24 protein-coding genes are annotated in these 23,544 nt (G+C 36.6%); 21 read left to right on the top strand and 3 right to left on the bottom strand.

What is annotated here, in order from left to right; all coding sequences use genetic code 11:
• Window positions 1–10: 10 nt before the first annotated feature.
• From rpsD to rplQ, 3 genes are read left to right on the top strand one after another with little or no spacing between them, the layout of a single operon-like run.
• On the top strand, window positions 11–619 hold the full coding sequence (rpsD, locus tag DRF61_RS11500) for a 30S ribosomal protein S4 (RefSeq protein ID WP_111957101.1): 609 nt from the start codon (window positions 11–13) through the stop codon (window positions 617–619).
• Between the two features lie 33 nt (window positions 620–652).
• The gene (locus tag DRF61_RS11505) at window positions 653–1,648 is read left to right on the top strand and encodes a DNA-directed RNA polymerase subunit alpha (RefSeq protein WP_034725969.1); all 996 of its coding nucleotides are present in this window, start codon (window positions 653–655) and stop codon (window positions 1,646–1,648) included.
• Window positions 1,649–1,654: 6 nt separating this feature from the next.
• The gene (gene rplQ / locus DRF61_RS11510) at window positions 1,655–2,182 is read left to right on the top strand and encodes a 50S ribosomal protein L17 (protein ID WP_111957103.1); all 528 of its coding nucleotides are present in this window, start codon (window positions 1,655–1,657) and stop codon (window positions 2,180–2,182) included.
• 179 nt (window positions 2,183–2,361) lie between these two features.
• On the opposite strand, the gene DRF61_RS11515 is transcribed toward rplQ, so the two are convergent.
• Entirely contained in the window at window positions 2,362–2,796 is a 435-nt protein-coding gene (locus tag DRF61_RS11515) for a hypothetical protein (RefSeq protein WP_111957105.1), read from the bottom strand.
• A 176-nt stretch (window positions 2,797–2,972) separates the two neighbouring features.
• Between DRF61_RS11515 and DRF61_RS11520 the strand changes: the two genes are divergently transcribed.
• From DRF61_RS11520 to DRF61_RS11545, 6 genes are all read left to right on the top strand, one after another.
• Window positions 2,973–3,605, top strand: a complete 633-nt coding sequence (locus tag DRF61_RS11520; RefSeq protein ID WP_111957107.1) for a response regulator transcription factor — start codon at window positions 2,973–2,975, stop codon at window positions 3,603–3,605.
• A 5-nt stretch (window positions 3,606–3,610) separates the two neighbouring features.
• Window positions 3,611–4,426, top strand: coding sequence for a hypothetical protein (locus tag DRF61_RS11525; RefSeq protein ID WP_111957109.1), 816 nt, complete (start codon window positions 3,611–3,613; stop codon window positions 4,424–4,426).
• 128 nt (window positions 4,427–4,554) lie between these two features.
• Complete coding sequence (locus tag DRF61_RS11530) at window positions 4,555–5,001, top strand: hypothetical protein (protein WP_111957111.1); 447 nt, start codon at window positions 4,555–4,557, stop codon at window positions 4,999–5,001.
• Window positions 5,002–5,027: 26 nt separating this feature from the next.
• On the top strand, window positions 5,028–5,813 hold the full coding sequence (locus tag DRF61_RS11535) for a sensor histidine kinase (protein ID WP_111957113.1): 786 nt from the start codon (window positions 5,028–5,030) through the stop codon (window positions 5,811–5,813).
• A 290-nt stretch (window positions 5,814–6,103) separates the two neighbouring features.
• Entirely contained in the window at window positions 6,104–7,396 is a 1,293-nt protein-coding gene (gene eno, locus DRF61_RS11540) for a phosphopyruvate hydratase (RefSeq protein ID WP_111957115.1), read from the top strand.
• An 82-nt stretch (window positions 7,397–7,478) separates the two neighbouring features.
• Window positions 7,479–8,765, top strand: coding sequence for a citrate synthase (locus tag DRF61_RS11545; protein WP_111957117.1), 1,287 nt, complete (start codon window positions 7,479–7,481; stop codon window positions 8,763–8,765).
• Between the two features lie 70 nt (window positions 8,766–8,835).
• Here the strand turns inward: DRF61_RS11545 and DRF61_RS11550 are convergent, their stop codons facing one another.
• The gene (locus DRF61_RS11550; RefSeq protein ID WP_111957119.1) at window positions 8,836–9,273 is read right to left on the bottom strand and encodes a hypothetical protein; all 438 of its coding nucleotides are present in this window, start codon (window positions 9,271–9,273) and stop codon (window positions 8,836–8,838) included.
• Window positions 9,274–9,441: 168 nt separating this feature from the next.
• Between DRF61_RS11550 and DRF61_RS11555 the strand changes: the two genes are divergently transcribed.
• Window positions 9,442–10,503, top strand: coding sequence for a helix-turn-helix domain-containing protein (locus DRF61_RS11555; protein WP_111957121.1), 1,062 nt, complete (start codon window positions 9,442–9,444; stop codon window positions 10,501–10,503).
• A 79-nt stretch (window positions 10,504–10,582) separates the two neighbouring features.
• Complete coding sequence (locus tag DRF61_RS11560) at window positions 10,583–12,946, top strand: TonB-dependent receptor domain-containing protein (RefSeq protein ID WP_111957123.1); 2,364 nt, start codon at window positions 10,583–10,585, stop codon at window positions 12,944–12,946.
• A 43-nt stretch (window positions 12,947–12,989) separates the two neighbouring features.
• Here DRF61_RS11560 and DRF61_RS22640 read toward each other — a convergent pair whose 3' ends face one another.
• A complete protein-coding gene (locus tag DRF61_RS22640; protein WP_157963380.1) occupies window positions 12,990–13,151 on the bottom strand; it encodes a hypothetical protein in 162 nt (53 codons plus the stop codon).
• 312 nt (window positions 13,152–13,463) lie between these two features.
• On the opposite strand from DRF61_RS22640, the gene DRF61_RS11565 reads away from it, so the two are divergent.
• From DRF61_RS11565 to DRF61_RS11610, 10 genes are all read left to right on the top strand, one after another.
• Window positions 13,464–14,378, top strand: a complete 915-nt coding sequence (locus DRF61_RS11565; protein ID WP_111957125.1) for a dimethylarginine dimethylaminohydrolase family protein — start codon at window positions 13,464–13,466, stop codon at window positions 14,376–14,378.
• A gap of 72 nt (window positions 14,379–14,450) precedes the next feature.
• Complete coding sequence (gene ctlX, locus DRF61_RS11570; protein WP_111957419.1) at window positions 14,451–15,374, top strand: citrulline utilization hydrolase CtlX; 924 nt, start codon at window positions 14,451–14,453, stop codon at window positions 15,372–15,374.
• A gap of 20 nt (window positions 15,375–15,394) precedes the next feature.
• The gene (locus tag DRF61_RS11575) at window positions 15,395–15,754 is read left to right on the top strand and encodes an S-adenosylmethionine decarboxylase family protein (protein ID WP_111957127.1); all 360 of its coding nucleotides are present in this window, start codon (window positions 15,395–15,397) and stop codon (window positions 15,752–15,754) included.
• A 3-nt stretch (window positions 15,755–15,757) separates the two neighbouring features.
• Window positions 15,758–17,221: a DUF4178 domain-containing protein gene (locus DRF61_RS11580; RefSeq protein WP_111957129.1), complete on the top strand. Its 1,464-nt coding sequence runs from the start codon at window positions 15,758–15,760 to the stop codon at window positions 17,219–17,221.
• A 3-nt stretch (window positions 17,222–17,224) separates the two neighbouring features.
• Entirely contained in the window at window positions 17,225–17,419 is a 195-nt protein-coding gene (locus DRF61_RS11585) for a hypothetical protein (protein ID WP_223558244.1), read from the top strand.
• Window positions 17,420–17,431: 12 nt separating this feature from the next.
• Window positions 17,432–17,647 carry a DUF350 domain-containing protein gene (locus DRF61_RS11590; RefSeq protein WP_111957131.1) on the top strand — a complete coding sequence of 72 codons (216 nt, stop codon included), beginning with the start codon at window positions 17,432–17,434 and terminating at the stop codon, window positions 17,645–17,647.
• Complete coding sequence (locus tag DRF61_RS11595) at window positions 17,640–19,154, top strand: polyamine aminopropyltransferase (RefSeq protein ID WP_111957133.1); 1,515 nt, start codon at window positions 17,640–17,642, stop codon at window positions 19,152–19,154. The genes DRF61_RS11590 and DRF61_RS11595 overlap by 8 nt, the downstream gene beginning before the upstream one ends.
• Window positions 19,129–20,718 (top strand): NAD(P)/FAD-dependent oxidoreductase, encoded by a 1,590-nt coding sequence (locus DRF61_RS11600; RefSeq protein ID WP_111957135.1) that lies wholly within the window; start codon window positions 19,129–19,131, stop codon window positions 20,716–20,718. The genes DRF61_RS11595 and DRF61_RS11600 overlap by 26 nt, the downstream gene beginning before the upstream one ends.
• Window positions 20,715–21,740: a hypothetical protein gene (locus DRF61_RS11605; protein ID WP_111957137.1), complete on the top strand. Its 1,026-nt coding sequence runs from the start codon at window positions 20,715–20,717 to the stop codon at window positions 21,738–21,740. Before DRF61_RS11600 ends, DRF61_RS11605 begins: the two co-directional genes overlap by 4 nt.
• Window positions 21,741–21,763: 23 nt before the next feature.
• The gene (locus tag DRF61_RS11610; RefSeq protein ID WP_111957139.1) at window positions 21,764–23,524 is read left to right on the top strand and encodes a discoidin domain-containing protein; all 1,761 of its coding nucleotides are present in this window, start codon (window positions 21,764–21,766) and stop codon (window positions 23,522–23,524) included.
• Window positions 23,525–23,544: the final 20 nt, after the last annotated feature.

The raw sequence follows: 23,544 nt of genomic DNA on the forward strand, positions 1-23,544 counted from the left end.
TTTACCCATTATGGCAAGATATATTGGACCTAAAACTAAGATTGCTAGAAAGTTTGGTGCTGCAATCTACGGAGATGACAAAAACTTCGAAAGAAGAAAAAACCAACCGCCAGGACAACACGGTCCTAACAAAAGAAGAGGTGCTAAAAAATCTGAATATGCAATTCAGCTAGCTGAAAAGCAAAAAGCTAAATATACTTACGGTATTTTAGAAAAGCAGTTTGCTAACTTATTTGAAAAAGCACACAGAAGTAAAGGTGTAACAGGTGAAGTTCTATTACAGCTTTGTGAATCAAGATTGGATAACGTAGTATTCAGATTAGGTTTTGCTAAAACAAGATCTGCTGCTAGACAGTTAACTTCTCACAGACACATCACTGTGAATGGGGAGATCCTTAACATTCCTTCTTATTTAGTAAAAGCAGGTGATGTGATCGCTGTAAGAGAGAAATCTAAATCTCTTGAGGTTGTTACTGATTCATTAGCTTCTAAAGCTAATTATGAGTGGTTACAATTCAACGATGAGAAGAAAGAAGGTACTTTCGTTTCTGCTCCTGAAAGAATCCAGATTCCGGAGGACATCAAGGAACAGCTTATCGTCGAACTTTACTCTAAATAATTTTTTAATCAAATTTTTGCTCAACCCAATAATATGGCAATTTTACAATTCATAAAACCCGATAAAGTAATTTTACTTAACTCTGATGAATTTAAAGGTCAATTCGAATTCAGACCATTAGAACCAGGTTTCGGGCTTACAATCGGTAATGCTTTGAGAAGAGTGTTGCTTTCTTCTCTGGAAGGATATGCTATTTCATCTATCAAAATAGAAGGTGTAGAGCACGAATTTTCAACTATTCCAGGAGTAATCGAAGACGTTACCGAAATTATTCTTAACCTTAAGCAGGTAAGATTAAAAGCTTCAGCAGAAGGCCAGGCCAACGAGCAGGTAATTGCTAAAGTTTCAGGTCAAACAGTTATTACTGCTGGTGATTTAGGAAAGTCTATCAACGGATTTGAGGTGCTGAACCCGGACCTTTTGATCTGCAACCTAAACAGTGATGTAACTTTCGAAATTACTTTCAATATAGAAAAAGGAAGAGGGTATGTTCCTTCAGAACAGAATAAGTCAAACAATGCACCCGTAGGTACTATTGCTATTGACTCTATTTTCACGCCAATTAAGAAAGTACAATACAGCATTGAAAATTATCGTGTAGAGCAAAAAACAGACTACGAAAAACTTGTATTAGATATAGAAACTGATGGTTCCATCAGTCCTCAAAATGCTTTAACTGAAGCTTCTAAGATATTAATTTATCACTTCATGTTGTTCTCTGATGAGAGAATAACTCTTGAAACAGAAGCTGTAAAAGCATCTATCCAATATGACGAAGAAACACTTCATACAAGACAATTACTTAAGTCTAAATTAGCAGATATGGATCTTTCTGTAAGAGCCCTTAACTGTCTGAAAGCAGCTGAAGTAGAAACTCTTGGAGAACTGGTTTCTTACAGTAAGTCTGATTTGATGAAATTCAGAAATTTTGGTAAAAAATCTTTGACAGAACTAGAAGAATTAGTGCATTCAAAAGGTCTTAACTTCGGTTTCGACGTTGCAAAATATAAGTTAGACGCTGATAAATAATTAATAATGAGACACGGTAAAAAATTCAATCACTTAGGAAGAACAGCTTCTCATAGAAGTGCTTTACTTTCTAATATGGCTTGTTCTCTAATTGAGCATAAAAGAATCAACACTACTGTAGCTAAAGCTAAGGCTTTAAGAGTATATGTTGAACCTCTATTAACAAAGGCAAAAGAAGATACTACACACAATAGAAGAATTGTTTTTTCATATCTTCAAAGTAAAGAGGCGGTTGCTGAACTTTTCAGATCAGTAGCTCCTAAAATCGCAGAAAGAAACGGCGGTTATACAAGAATCATCAAGACTGGTTTCAGACAAGGTGATGCTGCTGACATGGCTCTTATTGAGCTGGTTGATTTCAACGAACTTTACAATCCTAATGCTGAGGAGAAAAAAGCTACAAGAAGAAGCAGAAGATCTGCAACTGCAAAAAAAGCTGAAGCTGTAGTAGCTGAAGCTCCAAAAGCAGAAGAGAAAACTGAAGAGCCTAAGGCTCAGGCAGCTGACTCTGCAGAAGAGAAAACTGAAGAATAATATTCATTCAGATATAATTGAAAAGCCATCCAGATTCTGGATGGCTTTTTTATTTGCCGGCTTCTGCGAAGAACAGTAAATTTATTTCAGCAATGAAGTGAGTTTAATATTCACCATTGACAATTCAGTATCACATTCACCATTATTTTCTAAACCCCGATTCCGGAATTTATCTCGGTTTAAATTTTCGTTCTCTTCAATTCAATCACATTATTTCCTTGTTCCAGATGAAGACTATCACCTTTTACCCTGGCAGTCATATCATCCTTTTTGTAGATGACCTCACCGTCTTTTGTGTCTGTTTTAGGTAATGTAAATGTCTTTTTGTTGCTGGTGATCGCTACAGTATTTTCCTTAGAATCATTTTTGAATACTACTTTTACTAATGTTCCGTCTGTAGCCTTGTAAACGAAATCTGTTTTCTCTGTCTTCTGACCGTTCACTTCAGTTGTTGAAGAACTTTGGGTTACAGAATCAATTTTCCCATTGTTGTCGGTGATCACCGTTTCTGAACTGTCAATTTTAATTACGCTTTTGTTTCCGCTTTCACTTTTTTTACAGCTGGTTAATAATAATGCCAGAGCTGAAACTGCTATTAAAAGGCTTTTTCTCATGATATTTATTTTTTTATTATGTAGGGTTAATTGTTTTTCTATTGTAATAGAATTTTAACTAAATTTAATAGAAACAAAAAACAAACCAATAACCCTGAACTCAAGCCACTAAATTACACAAAAGTGTAATTGATTCCGCCTTGTTTTCTTGCGAAATTTGTCTTAAACAAAAAACAATGAGCATTTCTATCGCCATAGTAGAAGACGAAAAGAACTACAACAACGCGTTGAAGAAGGTCATCAATTACCAGCAGGATATGCACGTGACTGCCCAGTTCTTTAATGGAAAGGAAGCCCTGAATAATCTTCCCGGTATTTCCCCAGATGTTGTTATGATGGATATCCAACTGCAGGATATGCTGGGTATCGAAATCATTGAAAAGCTCAGAAAAGAAATGACAAAGACACAGTTCATCATGTGTACCAGTTTTGAAGATGATGAAAAGATCTTTAATTCATTAAAAGCAGGAGCCATGGGATATCTCATCAAAGGTGAAAGCATGGACAAGATCCTTTCTTCCATCCGCGATGTATATAACGGCGGTGCCCCCATGAGCCTGTCCATCGCCCGCAGAGTCTTAAGTCATTTTGAAAAAAAACTTCCCGAAATTAAAGATTTTGATGACCTCACAGAACGTGAAAAAGAAATTCTCGAGCTCCTTTCACAGGGACTCCTTTACAAAGAAATTGCCGACAGAAAGTTCATCAGTATAGACACTGTAAAAAAACATGTAGGAAATATCTACAGAAAGCTGCACGTGAGCAATAAGGTAGAAGCAATAAATAAATTTAACCATTTTAAAAACTAAGAGACATGAGAACAATTAAACTATTAAGAATTATTTATCTAATAACTTTAATGTTGTTTTTGATAAGTTGCAGGAAGGATAAGACCGGAGAAATAAAGGATAGAGCTTTAGACCAGCCGGATCAAAAAGCTAATGCTGCTCCTGTTGATTCTAATGGAGATAGTATATATATAAAGAAATTCGATTTTCTAAGCTTACAAACCATATTAACAACAATACCGGATACGGATGTAGATAAGTATTATGGGAAATATTCAACTACATATAAACCACATTTAGGATTGGGAAAAAAATACCCATATTCTTTTGATATAGCTCCCAGTGTAGGAGAGGAAATGAAAAAGATGGTGAAGAATAATGACTCGATACGGCTAATTCTTACTACAAGAGAAAATCATTTGGAAATTCTTTTTGCCGACTCAAATAATAACAAATACATTATTACAGAAAATGCTATTAAGCAGGTTGATGAGAAAGTATTTAAAGAAATGGATAATGTCTTCAAAACCGGTATTTATGATGAAATGACAAAAGCTAAGATAGGATTGGTAGACTCTGAACAGTCAGGGGATAAAACGTATGGTAATACTACTGAAATATTAATACCGTATGCTGACTTTAGCCAATATGAGCCAACAAAACATACTTTATCTTTTTTACCTGGGGTATTAACGAATAACAATGTTAACAGCAATAAGAAAAGTAAAATGCACCATCTAACCTTAATTATGTGTTTGATGGAATTAAGTCCCAACAAAGCTCTTAAAAATCCTCCAATCGTTTTTTCTGATGATTTTTGTTTAAAGCCGCCAGGCTGCTAAATATGTATATATTCTATTTAATTCTAACTTTTCTTTGTCTTGCTTTTTCAGTTATAAATAAAGCAGCAAGACAAAGATTCTTGTATTTATACTTTGTGATTGTTTTTTTATCAGAAATTCTGATATTCATGGGAATATTTGATGGTGGCATTTATAAATACACTAAGATTTTTTATATTCTGTTCTTTATATTTTATTATAAAGAACTTTTTACATTACATTATAATAGATACATTCTTTTATTTATAGTCATTACCTGCCTGCTTATAAAGAATAGTATTGGAGATGAAAATTTATTACCGGTGATACAAAGTTTTGTTTATGTTTTTCTTAGCTTAGGATGGATGATGTGGCAAATTAAAAATCCTAATGAAATTTCAATCTACAATAAACAGAAATTCTGGTTTTGTGCTGGACTTTTATTGTGGAGTGCTGTATTTTTAATGCGAATTATCCCATCATTATTTTTTGCCGAAAAAGACAGTGTTTTTTTCCAAGGTATAAATTATTTTTATCAAGGAATTACTATTTTTTGCTATGCATTATTCCTGAGAGGTATTTTTTGCAGAAAATAAACGTTTGGAATTGAATTAAGATAGAAATGAATGATTTGGATAGAATAAAACTCACTTACATTATTGCAGTTATTGTAATAATGCTATTCATTGCTTTCATTATTTTTGTTGTTTTAATGTATAATAAAAAACAGCTTTTGTATCTTAAAGAACAGCAACTTAAAGAAGCAGAGCATCAAAACCAGCTTCTTCAAAAAGAACTCGAAAAGCAAAAATCTATAGAACAGGAAAGGGAACGTATTTCCCACGATATGCATGACGATCTCGGAGCCGGAATTTCAGCATTAAAACTTCAGGCAGAATTTCTGAAGCAGAAAGCGGAAGACGGAGATCTGCAGAATGATATCGATGAGCTGCTGAAAACCTCAGAAGAAATGAACCTATCCATGCGCGAAATGCTCTGGAGCCTGAACTCAGGAAATGATACTCTGGGAAGCTTTATAGACTATGCCATACAATATACTGGTAACTTTCTGAAAAAAACAAAAATTAAGCTTTCGTCAGAAAGCGAAGATATTATATCAGAAACACCAATTTCTACAGAACTGAGACGGAATATGTTTTTATGCTTAAAAGAGGCTCTGAATAACGCTTATAAACACAGTCAGTCCAATCAGCTGAAACTTTCTTTTGTTCAAAAAGATAAAGAATTTATCATGAAAATCTCTGATAACGGAGTCGGGATTAGTCATGAAAATGCAGAAGGAAACGGGCTTCGGAATATGAAACGGCGGATGCAGGAACAGAATGGCGAATGTCAAATTTTATCTGAAGGATCAGGAACACAGATACTTTTCAGAACTACAGTATAAGATCCGGAAAACATACATAGAACCTTTGTCTTCAAGAAGGCAAAAAAACAATAAAAAAAATATTGCAGAACAAAGAAAACATACTGTTTCTGACAGGTAAAATTTCATTTAAATGGAAAATTAAACTATAATTTCTCAATGTCATAAAAAACGTTGATAAATTTGGATGTATTACCAAATATTAAAGCCTACTTTTTTCATCAGGTTAGTTTTTTCATTAAATTTGTAATAAGTATAATTTTAATAATAAACAACTTGAAGCTTTTGCGGATGGTTCAAAACTAAACAATATGAGTGCAATTTCTTTCATAGAAGCGAGACAAATTTTGGATTCCAGAGGTAATCCTACCATTGAAGTAGATGTATTTACAGAAAGCGGGGCCATGGGACGTGCTGCCGTACCTTCAGGAGCATCTACAGGTGAACATGAGGCAGTGGAATTACGTGACGGTGGTTCAGATTATATGGGTAAAGGAGTCCTGAAAGCTGTTGAAAATGTAAAAGAAGTAATTGCAGAAAACTTAATCGGACAGCCGGTTTTTGAGCAGAACTTTATTGATCAGATCATGATTGATCTTGACGGAACCGCCAACAAAGGAAACCTTGGGGCCAATGCAATTTTAGGAGTTTCTTTGGCTGTAGCTAAAGCTGCTGCTGCTGAACTAAGAATACCGTTATACAAATATGTAGGAGGAGTTAATGCCAATACACTTCCTGTTCCAATGATGAATGTCATCAACGGAGGATCTCACTCCGATGCTCCTATCGCGTTCCAGGAATTTATGGTAATGCCGGTAAAAGCAGAATCTTTCTCTGATGCATTGAGAAAAGGAACTGAAATTTTCCACAACCTGAAATCTATTCTTCATTCAAGAGGTCTTTCTACAGCAGTAGGGGACGAAGGAGGTTTCGCACCTACTTTCAAAGGAACTGAAGATGCTTTGGATACATTGCTTCAGGCTATTGAAAAAGCAGGCTATAAGCCAGGTGACGATATCATGTTGGCGCTTGACTGTGCCGCTTCAGAATTTTACAAAGACGGAATTTATGACTACAGAAAATTCCAGACTCCGGATGCCGCTCAGTTCTCCAGCAGCGAGCAGGTTTCTTACCTTGCTGAATTAGCAGCTAAATATCCTATCATCTCCATCGAAGACGGAATGCAGGAAAACGACTGGGAAGGATGGAAAATGCTTACTGATAAAATCGGAGACAGAGTACAGCTTGTGGGTGACGATTTATTCGTAACCAATGTAGAAAGATTGTCAAGAGGAGTAAAAGAAGGTATTGCCAACTCAATCCTTGTAAAAGTAAACCAGATTGGTTCTCTTTCCGAAACAATGGATGCTGTACAAATGGCTCAGAATAACAAATTTACTTCAGTAATGTCTCACAGATCAGGAGAAACCGAAGATTCCACAATTGCTGATTTGGCAGTAGCTATGAATTGCGGACAGATCAAAACCGGATCTGCTTCAAGATCAGACAGAATGGCGAAGTATAACCAGCTTTTAAGAATTGAGGAAGCATTGGGTGATACGGCTTTTTTCCCAGGTTTAGATGCATTTAAAATTAAAAGATAATTGAATTTATAAATAACGGCAAGCGATAATTTTTGTTTGCCGTATTTTGTAATAAGTAGTATATTTAAAAAAAAATAAATAAATGTCAGACAACAAAGTAATATTGAATTATGACGGTAATTCATATGAATATCCAATTGTGGATAGTACTATCGGAGACAGAGGAATTGATATTTCAAAATTAAGAGACCAGACAGGTTTAATCACTCTGGATTTAGGGTACAAAAATACCGGAGCTACTATTAGCGACATCACTTACTTAGACGGAGATAAAGGAGAATTATTCTACAGAGGTTATCCAATCGAGCAGATTGCTGAGAAATCTAACTTTTCAGAGGTAATGTACCTTTTATTACATGGTGAATTACCTACTCAGGACCAATTTGTTTCCTTCAACAATAATATTAAAAAATATAATTTTATAGCAGATGAAATGAAAAAGATCATTGATGTTTTTCCTCGTTCTGCTCATCCTATGGGAGTTTTGTCTTCTTTAACTTCCGCTTTAACAGCTTTTAACCCTAAAGCCGTTAATGTAAACTCTAAAGAAGAAATGGACCACGCGGCAGAATTGATGATTGCTAAATTCTCTCACCTTTGCGCATGGACCTACAGAAAAACTCAGGGGCTTCCGCTTAACCACGGAGACAACAGTCTGAACTATGTAGAAAACTTCTATAAAATGGCATTCAGATTACCTAACGAGGAATTTGAAGTAAATCCAGTTATTGTAGACGCTCTTGATAAATTATTAATCCTTCATGCTGACCACGAACAAAACTGTTCTACTTCTACAGTAAGAATGGTAGGATCTGCTCATACAGGTCTTTTTGCTTCTATTTCTGCCGGTGTTTCTGCACTTTGGGGACCTCTTCACGGAGGTGCTAACCAGGCTGTTATCGAAATGCTTGAGTTGATCGACAAAGATGGAGGAGATGTTAATAAATGGGTAGCGAAAGCAAAAGATAAAAACGACAGCTTCCGTCTAATGGGCTTCGGACACAGAGTGTATAAAAACTTTGATCCAAGAGCGAAGATCATTAAAAAAGCTGCTGACGATATCCTTAATGCATTAGGTATCCAGGATAAAGCTCTTGACATTGCAATGCAGTTAGAAAAAGTAGCACTTGAAGATGAGTACTTCGTAGAAAGAAAACTATATCCAAACGTAGACTTCTATTCAGGTATTATCTACAGAGCACTAGGAATTCCTACAGAAATGTTCACCGTAATGTTTGCTTTGGGAAGACTTCCGGGATGGATTTCTCAGTGGAAAGAAATGAGACTGAAAGGAGATCCTATCGGAAGACCAAGACAGGTTTATCAGGGTGCTCAAAAAAGAGATTACATCGATATTACAAACAGATAACCCCTGTTTTTATCATAAACAAAATCCCAAAGCTTGCTTTGGGATTTTTATTTTAATCGCTGATTTGCTATTAAGGTTCCTTAGTAATATCTATTAAAGTATTTATGCCATAAATCATAATCATGGATGCTTTGTCTGTTTCTATAAAATAGGGTAATCTTTCGCCTGTCACTAGTTCCACTTCACCTAAAGCATATTGATCAGTTTTGCTTTTGAATTCTCCATACCATTTGTTTTTAGCGTTTATCAGGTTTCCGAATTCTATATTTCCTTTATTGTTTGTTACTAGTTTTCGTGTTGTTAAAATACTGTAGTTGTCAGAATCAATAATAACAGAACAAATGATTAGTTCTTCTTTCTCAAAATCAATTGGAAAATTTTGAAATAATAATTTTGGATTGGAATCTGAATCATAAAACTGAGCCCATTTGAAATCGTAAGGTTTTATTGTCTTTCTTTTTATTGAAGCAATACATATATTGTAAAGAGATTGATCAGATTTTTTCATTAATTTAAGAAGAGTTTAAAAATACAAAATTTAAAGTGAATCTTTTGTTATATATATCAATTTGAAGACAATATTTTTATTAAATTTACCTTCATAAAGTGATCACTTTCAATTAGTTTTGGTTTAAGCCGGAATGATAGGAATTTATCAAGAAAATAAATCAATACAATGACTTTCGGACAGCAGATGTTATTTTTCTTCAGTGCGGTAGGAGCCTTTAATGGGTTGCTGCTCGGGGTCTATCTTCTGTTTGTCAAAAAACTTAAAAACATTCCGGATTTCTTTTTAGGCTTGATTTTATTGACTTTAAGCATCAGAGTGGGGATTTCTGTTTGTATCTATTTCTATCCGGACTGGCCGCGAATCATTCCGCACCTTGGGATGTCTGCGCTATTTTTCACAGGGCCGGCTTTATATTATTACATCAGATCATCATTCCAGAAAGAAGAATTTGATTTAAAGCAATGCAGAGCGTTTTTCGGAGTATTGACATTGGTTCTTGGAGGTGTAGGATTGCTGTATTTGTTTTTTCCGGTTAGTTGGGATAAATATTTCGGAACCTTTATTTATACAGTTTGGTCAGTGTTTGTCTTGCTTGCTGTATATCAGTATTATATTTCTTCAAAACAGACAGCGAGAAATCCCAATAAATTTATCCTTCCGGTACTTATCAGCAATGTGATCATTTTCCTGGCGTATCAGTTAATTTCTACAGGTTGGGTACAGGTGTATTGTGCAGGCGGAAGTCTTGTATTCTCATTTGTGCTGTACGCGAATTTTTTAATTCTTTTCAGTAAAAAGAATAATGATAATTCTGTAAAAGAGATTCCTAAATATACCAATAAAAAGATTTCAGAAGAACTTGCAGACAGTTTTGTTTCAAAACTTGAACGGCTGATGAATTCCGAAGAATTATACAAAAATCCAAACCTGAAACTAAGCGATCTGGCGGCTAAAATGAATATGTCTGCCCATCAGCTTTCCCAATTGCTGAATGATAATCTCGGTAAAAGCTTTTCAACTTACATCAATGAATACAGGATCAACGAAGCCTGTCAAAAAATAGAAATCGGCTCCTTCCTCAAGATCGAAGAGATTGGTTATGAAGTTGGATTTAATTCTAAGTCTACTTTCTTTTCCACATTCAAAAAAATTAAAAATACCACACCGCTTTTATACAAGCAGTCACAAACCCCTTCTGAAGCTAGGTTTCAAAGTTCAGAATTATAATTTCGTACTGCGGAATTTAAACTTCAAAACCTTATTTTTTCAATAGCCTGCTACTTTTGGTTTCATAAAATTAAAATTTATGAATATCAGATTATGGTTTTTTCTGTTGCTATTATTCCTTTCCTTCTTTGGAAAAGCTCAGGAAACAATACAGGGGAAAATTTTGGATTCAGAGACCAAGACAGCTGTTTCTCAGGCTGAAGTTTCTATGTTAAATAAATCAGACCGGAGCATCATTCAAAAAGTTCAGACGGATTCCTTAGGTTTTTTCCGGCTTGATAATGTAGCTCCTGATGCTTACTTTGTGGTCCGGAAAAATGAATATGAAACGGAAGAATTTAAGACTGTAGAAGATATTTCTTTGATTGAATTGAAACCTGTTTCTGAAAATATTTCTGAAGTAGTGATCCGTTCAACGGCCAGAAGTATCAGGCTCAACGACGGAAATGTCGTAATGAGTGTTTCCGGAAATAAAGATTTCAAGACCTCTGCGAACCTTCTTGAGGTTTTAAGAAAAACACCGGGCGTTTCCATAGATCAGGAAGGCGGTATTTTTATTGGCGGAAGAATTACTCCTGCCATATTTATTGACGGGAAGCCAGTCACCATGAGCAGCCAGGAACTTCAGGCCTATCTTCGTTCATTACCGCCGGAAATGGTAGAATCTGTTGAAGTGAATGCCAATCCTTCTTCCAAATTTGATGCAGAGTTTAAAGGAATTATCGATATCAGACTAAAAAGAAACGGAAACCTTGGCTGGAAAGGAAATTACAGTGGAAATACCTATGCCAATAAGTTCAGTTATAGAGAAAACTCTTTAAACCTTTCTTATAATACAGAAAAGACAGCATACAGCTTGCAGGCCAGTTACAATAATGGTATTTCTACCTATCGCTATAATGCACTACAGAAGCTTGCCAATACCAATGTCATGCAAACCAATACGTACCAGGAAGATGAAGGGAAGGTATATGGCATTCAGACCGGAGCAGATTTCAGGGTCAATGATAAGAATAGATTAGGCATCAGTTTAAGAGGGAATTTCAGAACCAGTGACCGGGTTCGTTCAGGTTCACTATACACTACCAATAAAGAAGGTTCACAGCTGATCTTTAACACCGAAAGTGAAAACCCTACAAATTATTCCCAGGAAAATTATGGGGTAACTGCAGATTATTCATTTCAAAATAAAGGTTTTAAACTGAATTTTTTAGGTAATTATCTTTCCGTCAAGAACAAGCAGAAGGACGATTTTATCAATAAAGATAAACCAATCTCTCAACTCTTGTCCTACTGGAAATCTGACCTGCTTAATAAAATTGATATCCAGACCGCACAAATCGACATTTCCCAAAAGATAGGAAATGCTGACCTCGAGGCCGGAATGAAATACAGCTATTCCAATACCCATAATAATATCCGCTACGATACGCTGTCTGTTGATGACCGTTTTATCTTTGATCCGGAGCGTAGCAATATGTTTTCTTACAAAGAGCAAATATGGGCCGGCTATGTTTCATACAGACAGAAATTTGGAAAGCTTCAGGTGAATGCAGGACTAAGGTTTGAAAATACCGAGAGTATTTCGGATGCTGTTACCAAAGATTCTGTGGTGTCAAGAAATTATCTCGAATGGCTGCCGTCTTTTAGTACAACCTATACATTCAATAAATCTAATGAACTGTCACTTTCGTACAGCAGAAAAATAACACGACCTGTGTTTTCCCAGCTCAATCCGTTCCGGGTTTATTTCAGCCCGCTGAATTACTGGATCGGGAATCCTTATCTGCAGCCTTCTTTCACCAGCCAGATCAAACTTACATACCGCTATAAGAATTGGGTGACCAGTTTTTCAGCAGGAAAAGAAAAAGATGTGATGACCCGGTATCCGCTTTACAATCCGAAAACCAACGTTCTGGAATATCTTGGAACCAATCTTCCTTACCGCAAATTTGCTTCTATAGAAACCAGTTTTCCTGTGAAACTGACAAACTGGTGGAATATCACCAGCCAGCTTGCGGGATACTATAATGATGAGTTCAGACCGTATCTGGGTGAGGTGTTTGCTTTAAAAGTGTATAATTATGAAATACGGATAAATCAGGTTTTCTCATTGCCAAAAGGTTATACCGTTAATCTATTTGCAAATTATGAATCCAAAACCGGAAACAGCCTATACATTATCAAACCAAGGTATACAGTAGATCTGTCTGTGCAGAAGTCATGGTTTAACAACACATTGAATACAAAAATAAGCTATAACAATATTTTTGATTCTTATGATCAGCGTTTGGAATTCAGGCATAAGCAGATTATGGACAACCGTCTTACTCATTGGTGGGACAGCAGCCGTCTGATTTTTTCGGTAGGATACAGCTTTGGAAGTTCAAAATACCAAGCCAAAGAACTTCTGAAAACAGAAGAAGAAAACAGGACACGATAAAAAGAAACCCTGCTTATCAAAAGCAGGGTTGTTATTTCTTTAATTATGGACAAACACAGTTACCACACGTCCAAATGGTACAGTTTCCGTTGTCATCCCACTCGCAGCAGTATCTGGGTCTGGTTATCCCTCCTCCTGTGATTAATTTCTGCTCGTTTCTTCCTAATTTTTGTGCATTTTTAAGCACCGGGCTTTTCTTGTTCATGATTTTGATTTTTGATGTTAATAGTTAAATTTTAATTTTTATAATTCCATTGAAATTATATCACTAAGATATGAATTTATTTTATAAAATATATTGTTTTTTGTTTCTTATGTAGATGAAAAATAGTCAGTTGTAGATGAATTATGTTGGAAATATAAAGGGACTATTGGGTTGTATTTACAATTTAATACAGGAATATAAGGCATAAGGCTGAATATAAGTAGCATTAAAATCAAATTTGATGCATAAAACAAATCAAAAGTTTTCCAGATAGAGACCTTTACTTATATTTGTAGTATTGCATAAATCTTTATGAAACTAAACATTAAAAACGAAACGGGCAGGCTGAAATCAGTTGTTCTAGGACAGCCTAATTCAATGGGAGCCGTTCCCACACTGGAGGAGAGTTATGACGCCAAGTCATATTACTCCATCGAACACAATATGTATCCTAAAGAAAAGGATATTATCAACGAAATGAATGCTTTTGAAGCTGTATTGAAGAAATATGATGTAGAAGTCCTTCGTCCAAGCATTATCAAAGATTATAACCAGGTTTTCGCAAGAGATGTGGCTTTTGTGATTGACGATAAAATGATTATCTCAAATGTGATCGCTGACAGAGCTGATGAGCAGGATGCTTACAAGAAAGTTTTTGAAAAAGTAGCGTGGAGAAAAATTATCAATCTTCCAGAAACTGCACACATTGAAGGCGGTGACGTTATTGTATGGGATGATTTCCTTTTTATAGGAACCTGTTTCAGCGAAGATTACAGAAACTATAAAACAGCGAGAACCAATGAATATGCTATTGAAATTCTGAAAGAATATTTTCCGAAGAAAAGAATCATCGACCTGGAATTAAAGAAAAATGATAAAATTCCGTTTGAAGGGATCCTACATTTGGACTGCACATTCAATCCGGTGGGAAAAGATAAATGCCTGATCTATAAAAACGGATTCGTGGACGAAAGCGATTACCGCCTGATCATTGATATCTTCGGAGAAGAAAACTGTTTCCACCTTAATGATGAAGAAATGTTTGAAATGTTCCCGAATATCTTTTCTATTTCTCCCGAAGTTGTTGTCTCAGACAAAACATTTACAAGAATGAACAATCACCTGAGAAACGAGTGGGGAATGACCGTAGAAGAAATTCCTTACAGAGAGATTTCTAAAATGGGTGGCCTCTTGAGGTGCTCCACAATGCCACTGGTAAGAGAGTAGATTGATGTGAAGATTAGAATGGTTTCTGAATCTTTTAATCTTTTCAATGTTTTAATTTTTAAATCAAAAACAATGCAAACAACAGATACAGTATTAATGATAGAGCCGATTGCGTTCGGCTATAATGCGGAAACGGCAGAAAATAATTACTTTCAGGTTGAACAGAAAGGGGCTGATATTCAGTCTAAAGCTTTGGCAGAATTCAACACTTTTGTTGGAACACTGAGAAACAAAGGGATAAATGTGATCACTATAAAAGATACCCTGGATCCTCATACTCCCGATTCTATTTTTCCGAATAACTGGGTAAGCTTCCATAAAGATGGCAAAGTTGTCTTATATCCGATGTTCGCTTCAAACAGAAGAGTAGAGAGAAGGGAGGATATTATTGAGAGTATCAAAAATCAAGGCTTTGAAGTTGCTGAAATTGACGACTGGTCATTGCCTGAAACTCAGGGTCACTTCCTGGAAGGGACAGGAAGTATGATCTTTGACCACGATAATAAAATCGCTTATGGTTCGGTTTCTCTAAGACTTGACGAAAATTTATTCAGAGAATTTTGTGAGAAATATGGATTTACCCCTATAGTTTTCCATTCTTATCAAACTGTAGGCACAGAGAGGCTGCCAATTTACCATACCAATGTTATGATGTGTGTGGCAGATAAATTTGTAGTCATATGCCTTGATTGTATCGATAATGAGCTGGAAAGAGAAAAGGTTATTGAAACCATCAAAAATTCCGGAAAAGAGATCATCGAAATTTCAGAAGAGCAGATGCAGCAGTTTGCAGGAAATATGCTTCAGGTTCAGAATAAAGACGGCCAGAAGTTTTTGGTGATGAGCCAGACGGCCTATCAGTCCTTAACACCTGAACAGGTTGCTGCCATAGAAAAATACTGTGAGATCATTTACTCAGATTTGAATACCATCGAAGTGAATGGAGGAGGAAGTGCCAGATGTATGCTTGCTGAGGTTTTCCTTCCGAAAAAATAATATATTTACGAAAAAAATAATTGAAACCATTATCAAGCAAAGGTCTGCATATTCTTCTGACTTTGGAAACACAGTCAGAAGATTTGTTATTAGACTGCAGTCGCTTTTTGAAATATACAGAATCCATTTTAGAAACTAAAGAAGTGGAAATTGTTGGAATTACAGATCATGTCTTTGACAACCAGAGCTTCACTGCTGCCGTGTGTCTTAAGGAATCCCATCTCTGTATACATACCTGGCCAGAGTTTAAACAGCTTACATTTGATGTTTTTCTGTGCAACTATACCCAGGATAATACCCAGAAAGTAGAGCAGATCGCAGATGAAATTGTTCAGTATTTCAATGCTGATGTCATTCAAAAACACAAAATTCACCGTTAAAAAATGTATTACGTTTGTCCCGTCTGTGAAAAAAATAATGAACTGGCAATAGATTTTTCTGTTGAAGAATACATATGCCATTCATGTGCTTCCCTTATCGGAATAGAAAAAAATGCTTCTCGGAAAATCATTAAAAAGCCTGTAGAAAATGTAGTCCTGGAAGTCGGACAGAAAGGAACGATCTATGGGACAGAATACTATGTAATTAATATTGTTGTTAAAAAATATGGAGAAAATATTTTCTGGCGGGAATATGCACTGAAAGGTCCATCCGGAAATAATGTATACTTAAGCGAAAATGATGGACATTGGGTACTTCTCCACTTACTGGATTCAGCATTTAAAGACTTTAAGCATTATGCAGAAACTGCTGATGGGCGGAAATATAGATGGTATGAAACCACACCCTGCAGTATTCATTCCGCAGCTGGTTTTTTTGAAGATAAAATAGATTTTAAACTTGCCAAATATAAAGAATACGTAAACGGCACCGAGATGATCTCACGGGAAGAATGTGGAAATTCAGTACAGTTCTTTAAGGGAAATCATATCTCAAAATACACCATCAAAAAAGCTTTCGGCTTAAAAGAACTCCCCGATTATTCAGGGATAGGAATTGTAGAGCCTTTTTTCTTTGATGTAAGGCAAGGGATCAACATTATCGGAGTTTCAGCTTTACTAATCTGTCTGATCCAGCTGTATGTGGTGATGTCAAGAACTAATCAGACCCTTTTTGAACAGGAAATCAAATTTGCTGATTTAAATGAAAAAGAGCTGGTAAGCAAAAGTTTCAACCTTTCAGGAGCTTCCGCTCCGTTAGAAGTGAATGCCTACTCTGAAGTAGACAACTCCTGGGCAAATGTAGGCGTAAGCCTTGTTAATGAAAAGACTAATGAAATAGCTTATACCTCTAAAGATATAGAAAGATATTCCGGCTATGAAGACGGAGAAAGCTGGAGCGAAGGAAGCCAGAGTGAAGAATTTAATTTTTGCGGTGTAGCGCCCGGAAACTACCATTTCCTGATTTCTGCAGAAAAAGAAGGAGGAGCGGCAGATCCTTTCAAATCAGGCTATCAGCTACAGAATGGAGATTTTTCAGTGATTAAAAATGACCTGGGAAATTTCTATATGCGGAACAATAAAGACAAAAGCATCAGCATCTATACCGAAAAAGAAATACTGAAAAACGAAATTAGCGGAATAAATAAGCTGACAGAAAAGCCGTTGGAAATTAAAAAATTGGACTCTGTCCTTACCAATATGAGCCTGGAAACCGGCTACCCGGAAAAATATGAAAGAAACAGCTCTGTGAAAATCAAGGCCGCATGGCAACCGGTATCATTTTGGAATTTCGCTATTGTAATCATTTTGTCACTAACCTTCATAGCGGTCAGCTTTGTGGGAAGACGCATTTTTGAACTCAATAAATGGAAAAACAGTTCCAATTCACCTTATCCTACCCATTAAGACATGGACAAAATAACCCACTACATCAGGACCAATTGGATACTGTTACTTATCGGAGGCTTTTTTCTGAGCTGGTTTGTTTATCTTACTTTTACAGGAAATAAGTTCTGCGACTGTGCCAAAACAGAAACCTACCGGGACGGAACAACCAGAAATCACTCCACAGGAAGAGGATTTTACAGATACTACCACAAATAAAAAATATAAACTATGGATAACATTAATCTACTGCCGATATTCAACTCTGTGTTATACTCAATTTTAGGAATAGCCATTCTTTTGGTTTGCTATTTCATTATCGAAAAACTGACCCCGGAAAAAACATGGCATGAGATCTCACAAAATAAAAATATCGCGTTAGCGATTGTTTTCGGAGCATTTATCATAGGAATTTCAATGATCATAAGTGCTGCGATTCATGGATAAGAAGAGGATTCCTCTTGAGCTGCTTTTAATGTTCTCGGTTTTTGTCATTGCAACGTGCGGGCTCATCTATGAACTGGTGGCAGGGGCATTGGCAAGTTATCTTTTGGGAGATTCTGTCAAACAGTTTTCTTTCATTATTGGCGTTTATCTCTTTTCAATGGGGGTAGGGTCATATTTTGCCAAATTTATCAAAGGAAATCTCATCGATAAATTTGTAGAGATCGAAATCCTTGTGGGAATTGTCGGTGGGGTAAGTTCAGTTGTTTTATTTATCCTGTTTAATACCCTGGCCCATTTTGAGGCAGTGCTTTACCTTTTTGTTTTCTTTACCGGATGTCTGGTCGGGGTGGAAATTCCACTCTTGATGAATATCCTAAAAGACAGAATAGGGTTTAAAGACTTAGTATCAAACGTTTTTGCCTTTGATTATATTGGAGCATTACTGGCCTCAATACTGTTTCCTCTCGTGCTTATTCCGAACCTGGGAATTGTAAAAACACCTTTGTTTTTTGGATTGATTAATGTTTCTATCGCCATATTCTTATGTTTTTATATTAAAAAAGAACTTTCGAAACCACTTTCTTTAAAGATAAAATCCATTGGGGCTTTTACATTTCTTCTTGCCCTTTTTATCTTTTCAGATAAGATTTTGTCGTATTCAGAAGAAAAACTCTACGGTGAAAATGTGGTCTATACCAAAAGCTCGCCCTACCAGAGAATTGTTCTCACGAGAAATAACCATGAATTTCGGCTGTACCTGAATAATAACCTTCAGTTTTCCTCCACAGATGAATACCGTTATCATGAAGCGTTGGTGCACCCAGCGATGTCTATGGCAAAAAATATTGAGAATATCCTGATCTTGGGTGGTGGGGATGGGTTTGCTGCACGTGAAGTCCTGAAATATAGAGAAGTAAAAAATATTACCCTTGTTGACCTTGACGGAGAAATGACCGATTTCTTCCAAACCAATGAAACCATGCGTACCTTAAACCATAGTTCTTTATCTGATCCGAAAATCAAAATCATCAACAAAGATGCATACGTTTGGGTCAAAGAGAACAGACAGAAGTTCAATGTGATCATTATTGATTTTCCTGATCCTTCCAATTACAGTTTAGGAAAACTCTATTCATTGCAGTTTTACAAAGAACTGGAAAGACTGGCTGGTTCCGATACGAAAATTGTTGTCCAGACCACATCTCCATATTTTGCTCCGAAATCTTTCTGGTGTATAGAAAAAACGATCAATCAGATATTTCCATTTACTTCAGCATACCATACCTATGTGCCGTCATTTGGAGAATGGGGTTTTTCAATGGCTTCATTTGAACCTGTAAATAATAGGATCTATAGAAAGATTCCCAATTTAAAATATTACGATTATAATTTTTCCCAGCTTTCTTATTTCAGCAAAGACATGAAAGTGAATGATGTAGAAGTTAACCGTCTGGATAACCAGATATTAGTCCGTTATTTCGATGAAGAGTGGAGGAAAGTACAATAGGAAAGATTTTCTTACAACAGTTTTTCTAGGCAGCCTTATGCTTCCTTTTCTGCAGTACTGCGGAAAGAAAGGAAGATCTCTGATGCTTAAAATTACTGGAACCAATCATGTTCTCGGACACAAGCTGTGGGCCAAAGATTTTCCAAAATTTTCAGAAGAAATCTACACGAAATATCTCATCGTCGGAGGCGGAATCTCCGGGCTTTCTGCATGCCGGTTTTTAAGCCAGAACAATCAAAATGATTATCTTCTGCTTGAAATGGAGAACAGGTTGGGCGGAAATTCTTCAAACGGGCAGAATCAATTTTCAAAATTTCCTCTGGGTGCACATTATCTGCCCCTTCCCAATAAAGAAAATACTGAACTCATTGATTTTTTAAAGGACTGTGGAATCTACCAGGGAGATGACGAAAACGGAGACCCTGTTCTGGATGAATATCAGATGACTTTTCCACAGCAGGAAAGACTGTTTTACAAAAATGTATGGCAGAATGATATTGTTCCGCAGAAAGGAACTGATGCAGAAGTACAGAAAGAATTTGACCGTTTCTTTAAAACAATAGATGATTTCCGCCAGAAAAAAGATGCACATGGAAAATACTGGTTTGCTATTCCCGTCCATGACTCAAGCATAGAAAATGATGCTGTAAAACTAGAAAAGATCATTTTTAAAGACTGGCTGAAAGAGCATCATTATACATCGGAAGAATTGCTTTGGCTGTTGGATTATTCCTGCAGAGACGATTATGGATTAGGAATTGATTTTGTTTCTGCCTGGGCAGGAATCCATTATTTTGCGGGAAGAAAAAATAACTGGAGTAGAAAATATAAAGATCAGGTCTTTACATGGCCGGAGGGAAATGCAAGACTAGCCAAACATCTCTCAAAATTTACGGACGGGAAACATAAGTCCGGTCATTTGGTTTTTGAAGTCAATCTAAATGATAAAGTTGAGGTTTTAAGCTTTGATAACCTTAAAAAAAAGACAGTGAAAATCACTGCTGAAAAAGTACTGTTTACAGGCCCTCAGTTTATTGCTGAGAGAATTTTTAGCAGTAAAAAAGTAGCATCATTCAATTATGTTCCCTGGCTTTTGACGACCATTACGTTAAAGAATGAGTTTGGAGGTGATGAAGAACTGGCGTGGGATAATGTCATCTATGGTTCTGCGGGACTGGGCTATATTTTTGACCAGCATCAGAACGTTGAGCAGATCATAGGAGAGAAAGTGATCACCTATTACAGGAGTTTTTCCAGCAGCGACTGTAGAAAAGCAAGGCGTAAGCTGTATTCCATGAAAGAAAGTGAGCTTAAAAATTTAGTTTTAGATGATTTAAAGAAAGCCCATCCGCTGATTGAAGATTTTATTTTAGAAATGGATTTCCATAAAATAGGGCATGCTATGATAGCTCCGGTTCCGGGCCAGATTTTTGGTGAAGAAACCCAAAGGGCAAAAGAACCCATTGATGGGAAAATTTTCTTTGCCCATACAGATCTATCAGGGATTTCTATTTTTGAAGAAGCTTTTTATCAGGGACTAAGAACAGCACAACAGATGATATGAAACAGCCTTGGATACATAATGCAAAAACAGACTGGTGGTTCATTTTATCTCCGCCTTTCCTGATCCTGGTCGTTATTTTTCTCTTTCAGAAACAGATTCAGGGGCTTGAAAACAATCATTCCTTTTACACATGGCTTTTTCTTATTGTTTTTGTAGATGTAGCGCATGTTTATTCCACTTTGTTCAAAACCTATTTTGTAAAGGGAGAAGTGCAGAAGAGGAAACTTCTGTATTGGGGAATTCCTGTCCTGAGCTGGCTTTTGGGGGTGGCCCTGTTCCAGTTCGGCAGTCTGGTGTTCTGGTCTGGCCTTGCGTTGGCAGCTGTTTTTCATTTTATCCGTCAACAGTACGGTTTTATGAGGATTTACGCCCGTTTTGAACTTAATAACTGGAGCAAAAGGATAGATGAGGTCGCTGTTTATTCTGCTACAGTTTATCCTATGCTGTATTGGTTTAAGACTCCACGTGCTTTTACATGGTTTGTAGAAAATGAATTTGACTGGCTTAAAAATCTGCCGGATTATACCGAACCCATTACTATAATTTACGTTGTCATATTAATGGTTTGGATTTTAAAAACGGTTTTTGAAGTCTTTAAAACTGGAAATTTCAATATTCCTAAAATAGCTCTGATAGCGGGAACCTATCTTTCATGGTACTTTGGAATCGTCTATTTCAACAATGATTTGGTCTTTACTTTTCTGAACGTCATTTCGCATGGGATTCCATACATTGCACTGGTCTACATCCGGGAAATCCGGCAGAAAGAAAACCATCAGCTGGACAAGCTTTCTATTTTTAAATCGGTCCTCGGAATATTTCTATTTATTGGAGTAATCCTGGGATTTGCATTCTTCGAAGAATTTTTGTGGGAAGTGCTGGTCTGGAATGAACATTTTTCACTGGATTTCCGGGTTTCGGAAAATTTCCTTCAGTTTTTGGTTCCTATTCTGGTTATTCCTCAGCTGTCTCATTATCTCCTTGACGGTTTTATTTGGAGGAAACCAAAAAAAGTTACCTAAATTTGTCGCTTAAGCAAAAAGCTATGAAGATACAGCAGTACTTTTTATCATTCACTGTTCTGTTGGGAATATTCGTTGGTGCCCAGCAGAAAACATTCTGTAACCCCATTAACATTGATTATGGTTATACACCATTTGAAGCTTTCTCAAAACAGGGAAAACACCGTGCTACCGCTGATCCGGTGATTGTTAATTTTAAAAATAAGTTATTTCTTTTTTCTACCAACCAGGAAGGATACTGGTACAGCGATGATATGCTGGACTGGAAGTTTGTGAAGAGGAAATTCCTGAGAGACAATAAATATATTCATGACCTGAATGCTCCGGCTGTTTGGGCAATGAAAGACACTCTTTACGTTTACGGATCTACCTGGGAACAGGATTTCCCGATCTGGAAAAGTACCAATCCTACCAAAGACGACTGGAAAATTGCTGTAGATACTTTGAAAGTAGGCGCTTGGGATCCTGCATTCCATTATGATGAGGACAAAAATAAGCTGTATCTCTACTGGGGATCCAGCAACGAGTGGCCGCTTCTGGGGACTGAAGTGAAGGTTAAAAATCTGCAGTCAGAAGGCTTTGTAAAACCTATTATAAAACTGAAGCCTGAAGATCACGGTTGGGAAAGGTTCGGGGAATATAATGACAATGTTTTCCTGCAGCCATTTGTAGAAGGAGCATGGATGACTAAACACAACGGAAAATATTATATGCAGTATGGGGCTCCGGCTACCGAATTCAGCGGATATTCCGATGGCGTTTATGTCAGCAAAAACCCTCTGGAAGGCTTTGAGTACCAGCAGCACAATCCTTTTTCCTATAAACCCGGAGGTTTTGCAAGAGGAGCAGGACACGGAGCTACTTTTGAGGACAATTACAAAAATTGGTGGCATGTGTCAACCATCTTTATTTCCACTAAAAATAATTTTGAAAGGCGCCTAGGAATCTGGCCGGCAGGATTTGATAAGGATGATGTAATGTACACGAATACCGCTTACGGAGATTACCCAACCTATCTTCCGCAGTATGCGCAGGGTAAAGATTTCTCAAAGGGCCTTTTCGCAGGCTGGATGCTGCTGAATTATAATAAGCCAGTTCAGGTTTCATCTACTTTAGGCGGTTATCAGCCGAATCTAGCGGTAGATGAAGATATCAAGACGTATTGGAGTGCAAAAACAGGAAACTCCGGAGAATGGTTTCAGACAGATCTTGGTGAAGTTTCCACAATCAATGCGATCCAGATCAATTACGCAGATCAGGATGTTGAATTTTTAGGGAAAACATTGGGCAAAATGCATCAATATAAAATCTATGGCTCGCATGACGGAAAGAAGTGGAATGTTGTTGTAGATAAAAGTAAAAATACCAAGGATGTTCCCCACGATTATGTAGAGCTTGAAAAACCAGTTAAGGCAAGGTTCCTTAAAATGGAAAACCTGAAAATGCCTACCGGAAAATTTGCATTAAGTGGTTTCAGAGTATTTGGAAAAGGAGCAGGTGAAAGACCAAAGAAAGTGGAAGGATTTGTTCCTTTAAGAGCTGATCCTAAAAAATACGGTGAAAGAAGAAGTATCTGGATGAAATGGCAGCAGAATCAGGATGCAGACGGATATGTGATCTATTGGGGAAAATCTCCGGATAAATTGTATGGAAGCATTATGGTTTATGGAAAGAATGAATATTTCTTCACCGGAGCCGACCGGACCGATTCATATTATTTTCAGATCGAAGCTTTCAATTCGAATGGAGTTTCGGAAAGAACAGAAATTGTAAAGTCTGAATAGAAAAATAAACGCTTTGAAAT

The sequence above is a fragment of the Chryseobacterium lathyri genome (assembly GCF_003290185.1).
GTDB lineage: Bacteria > Bacteroidota > Bacteroidia > Flavobacteriales > Weeksellaceae > Chryseobacterium > Chryseobacterium lathyri.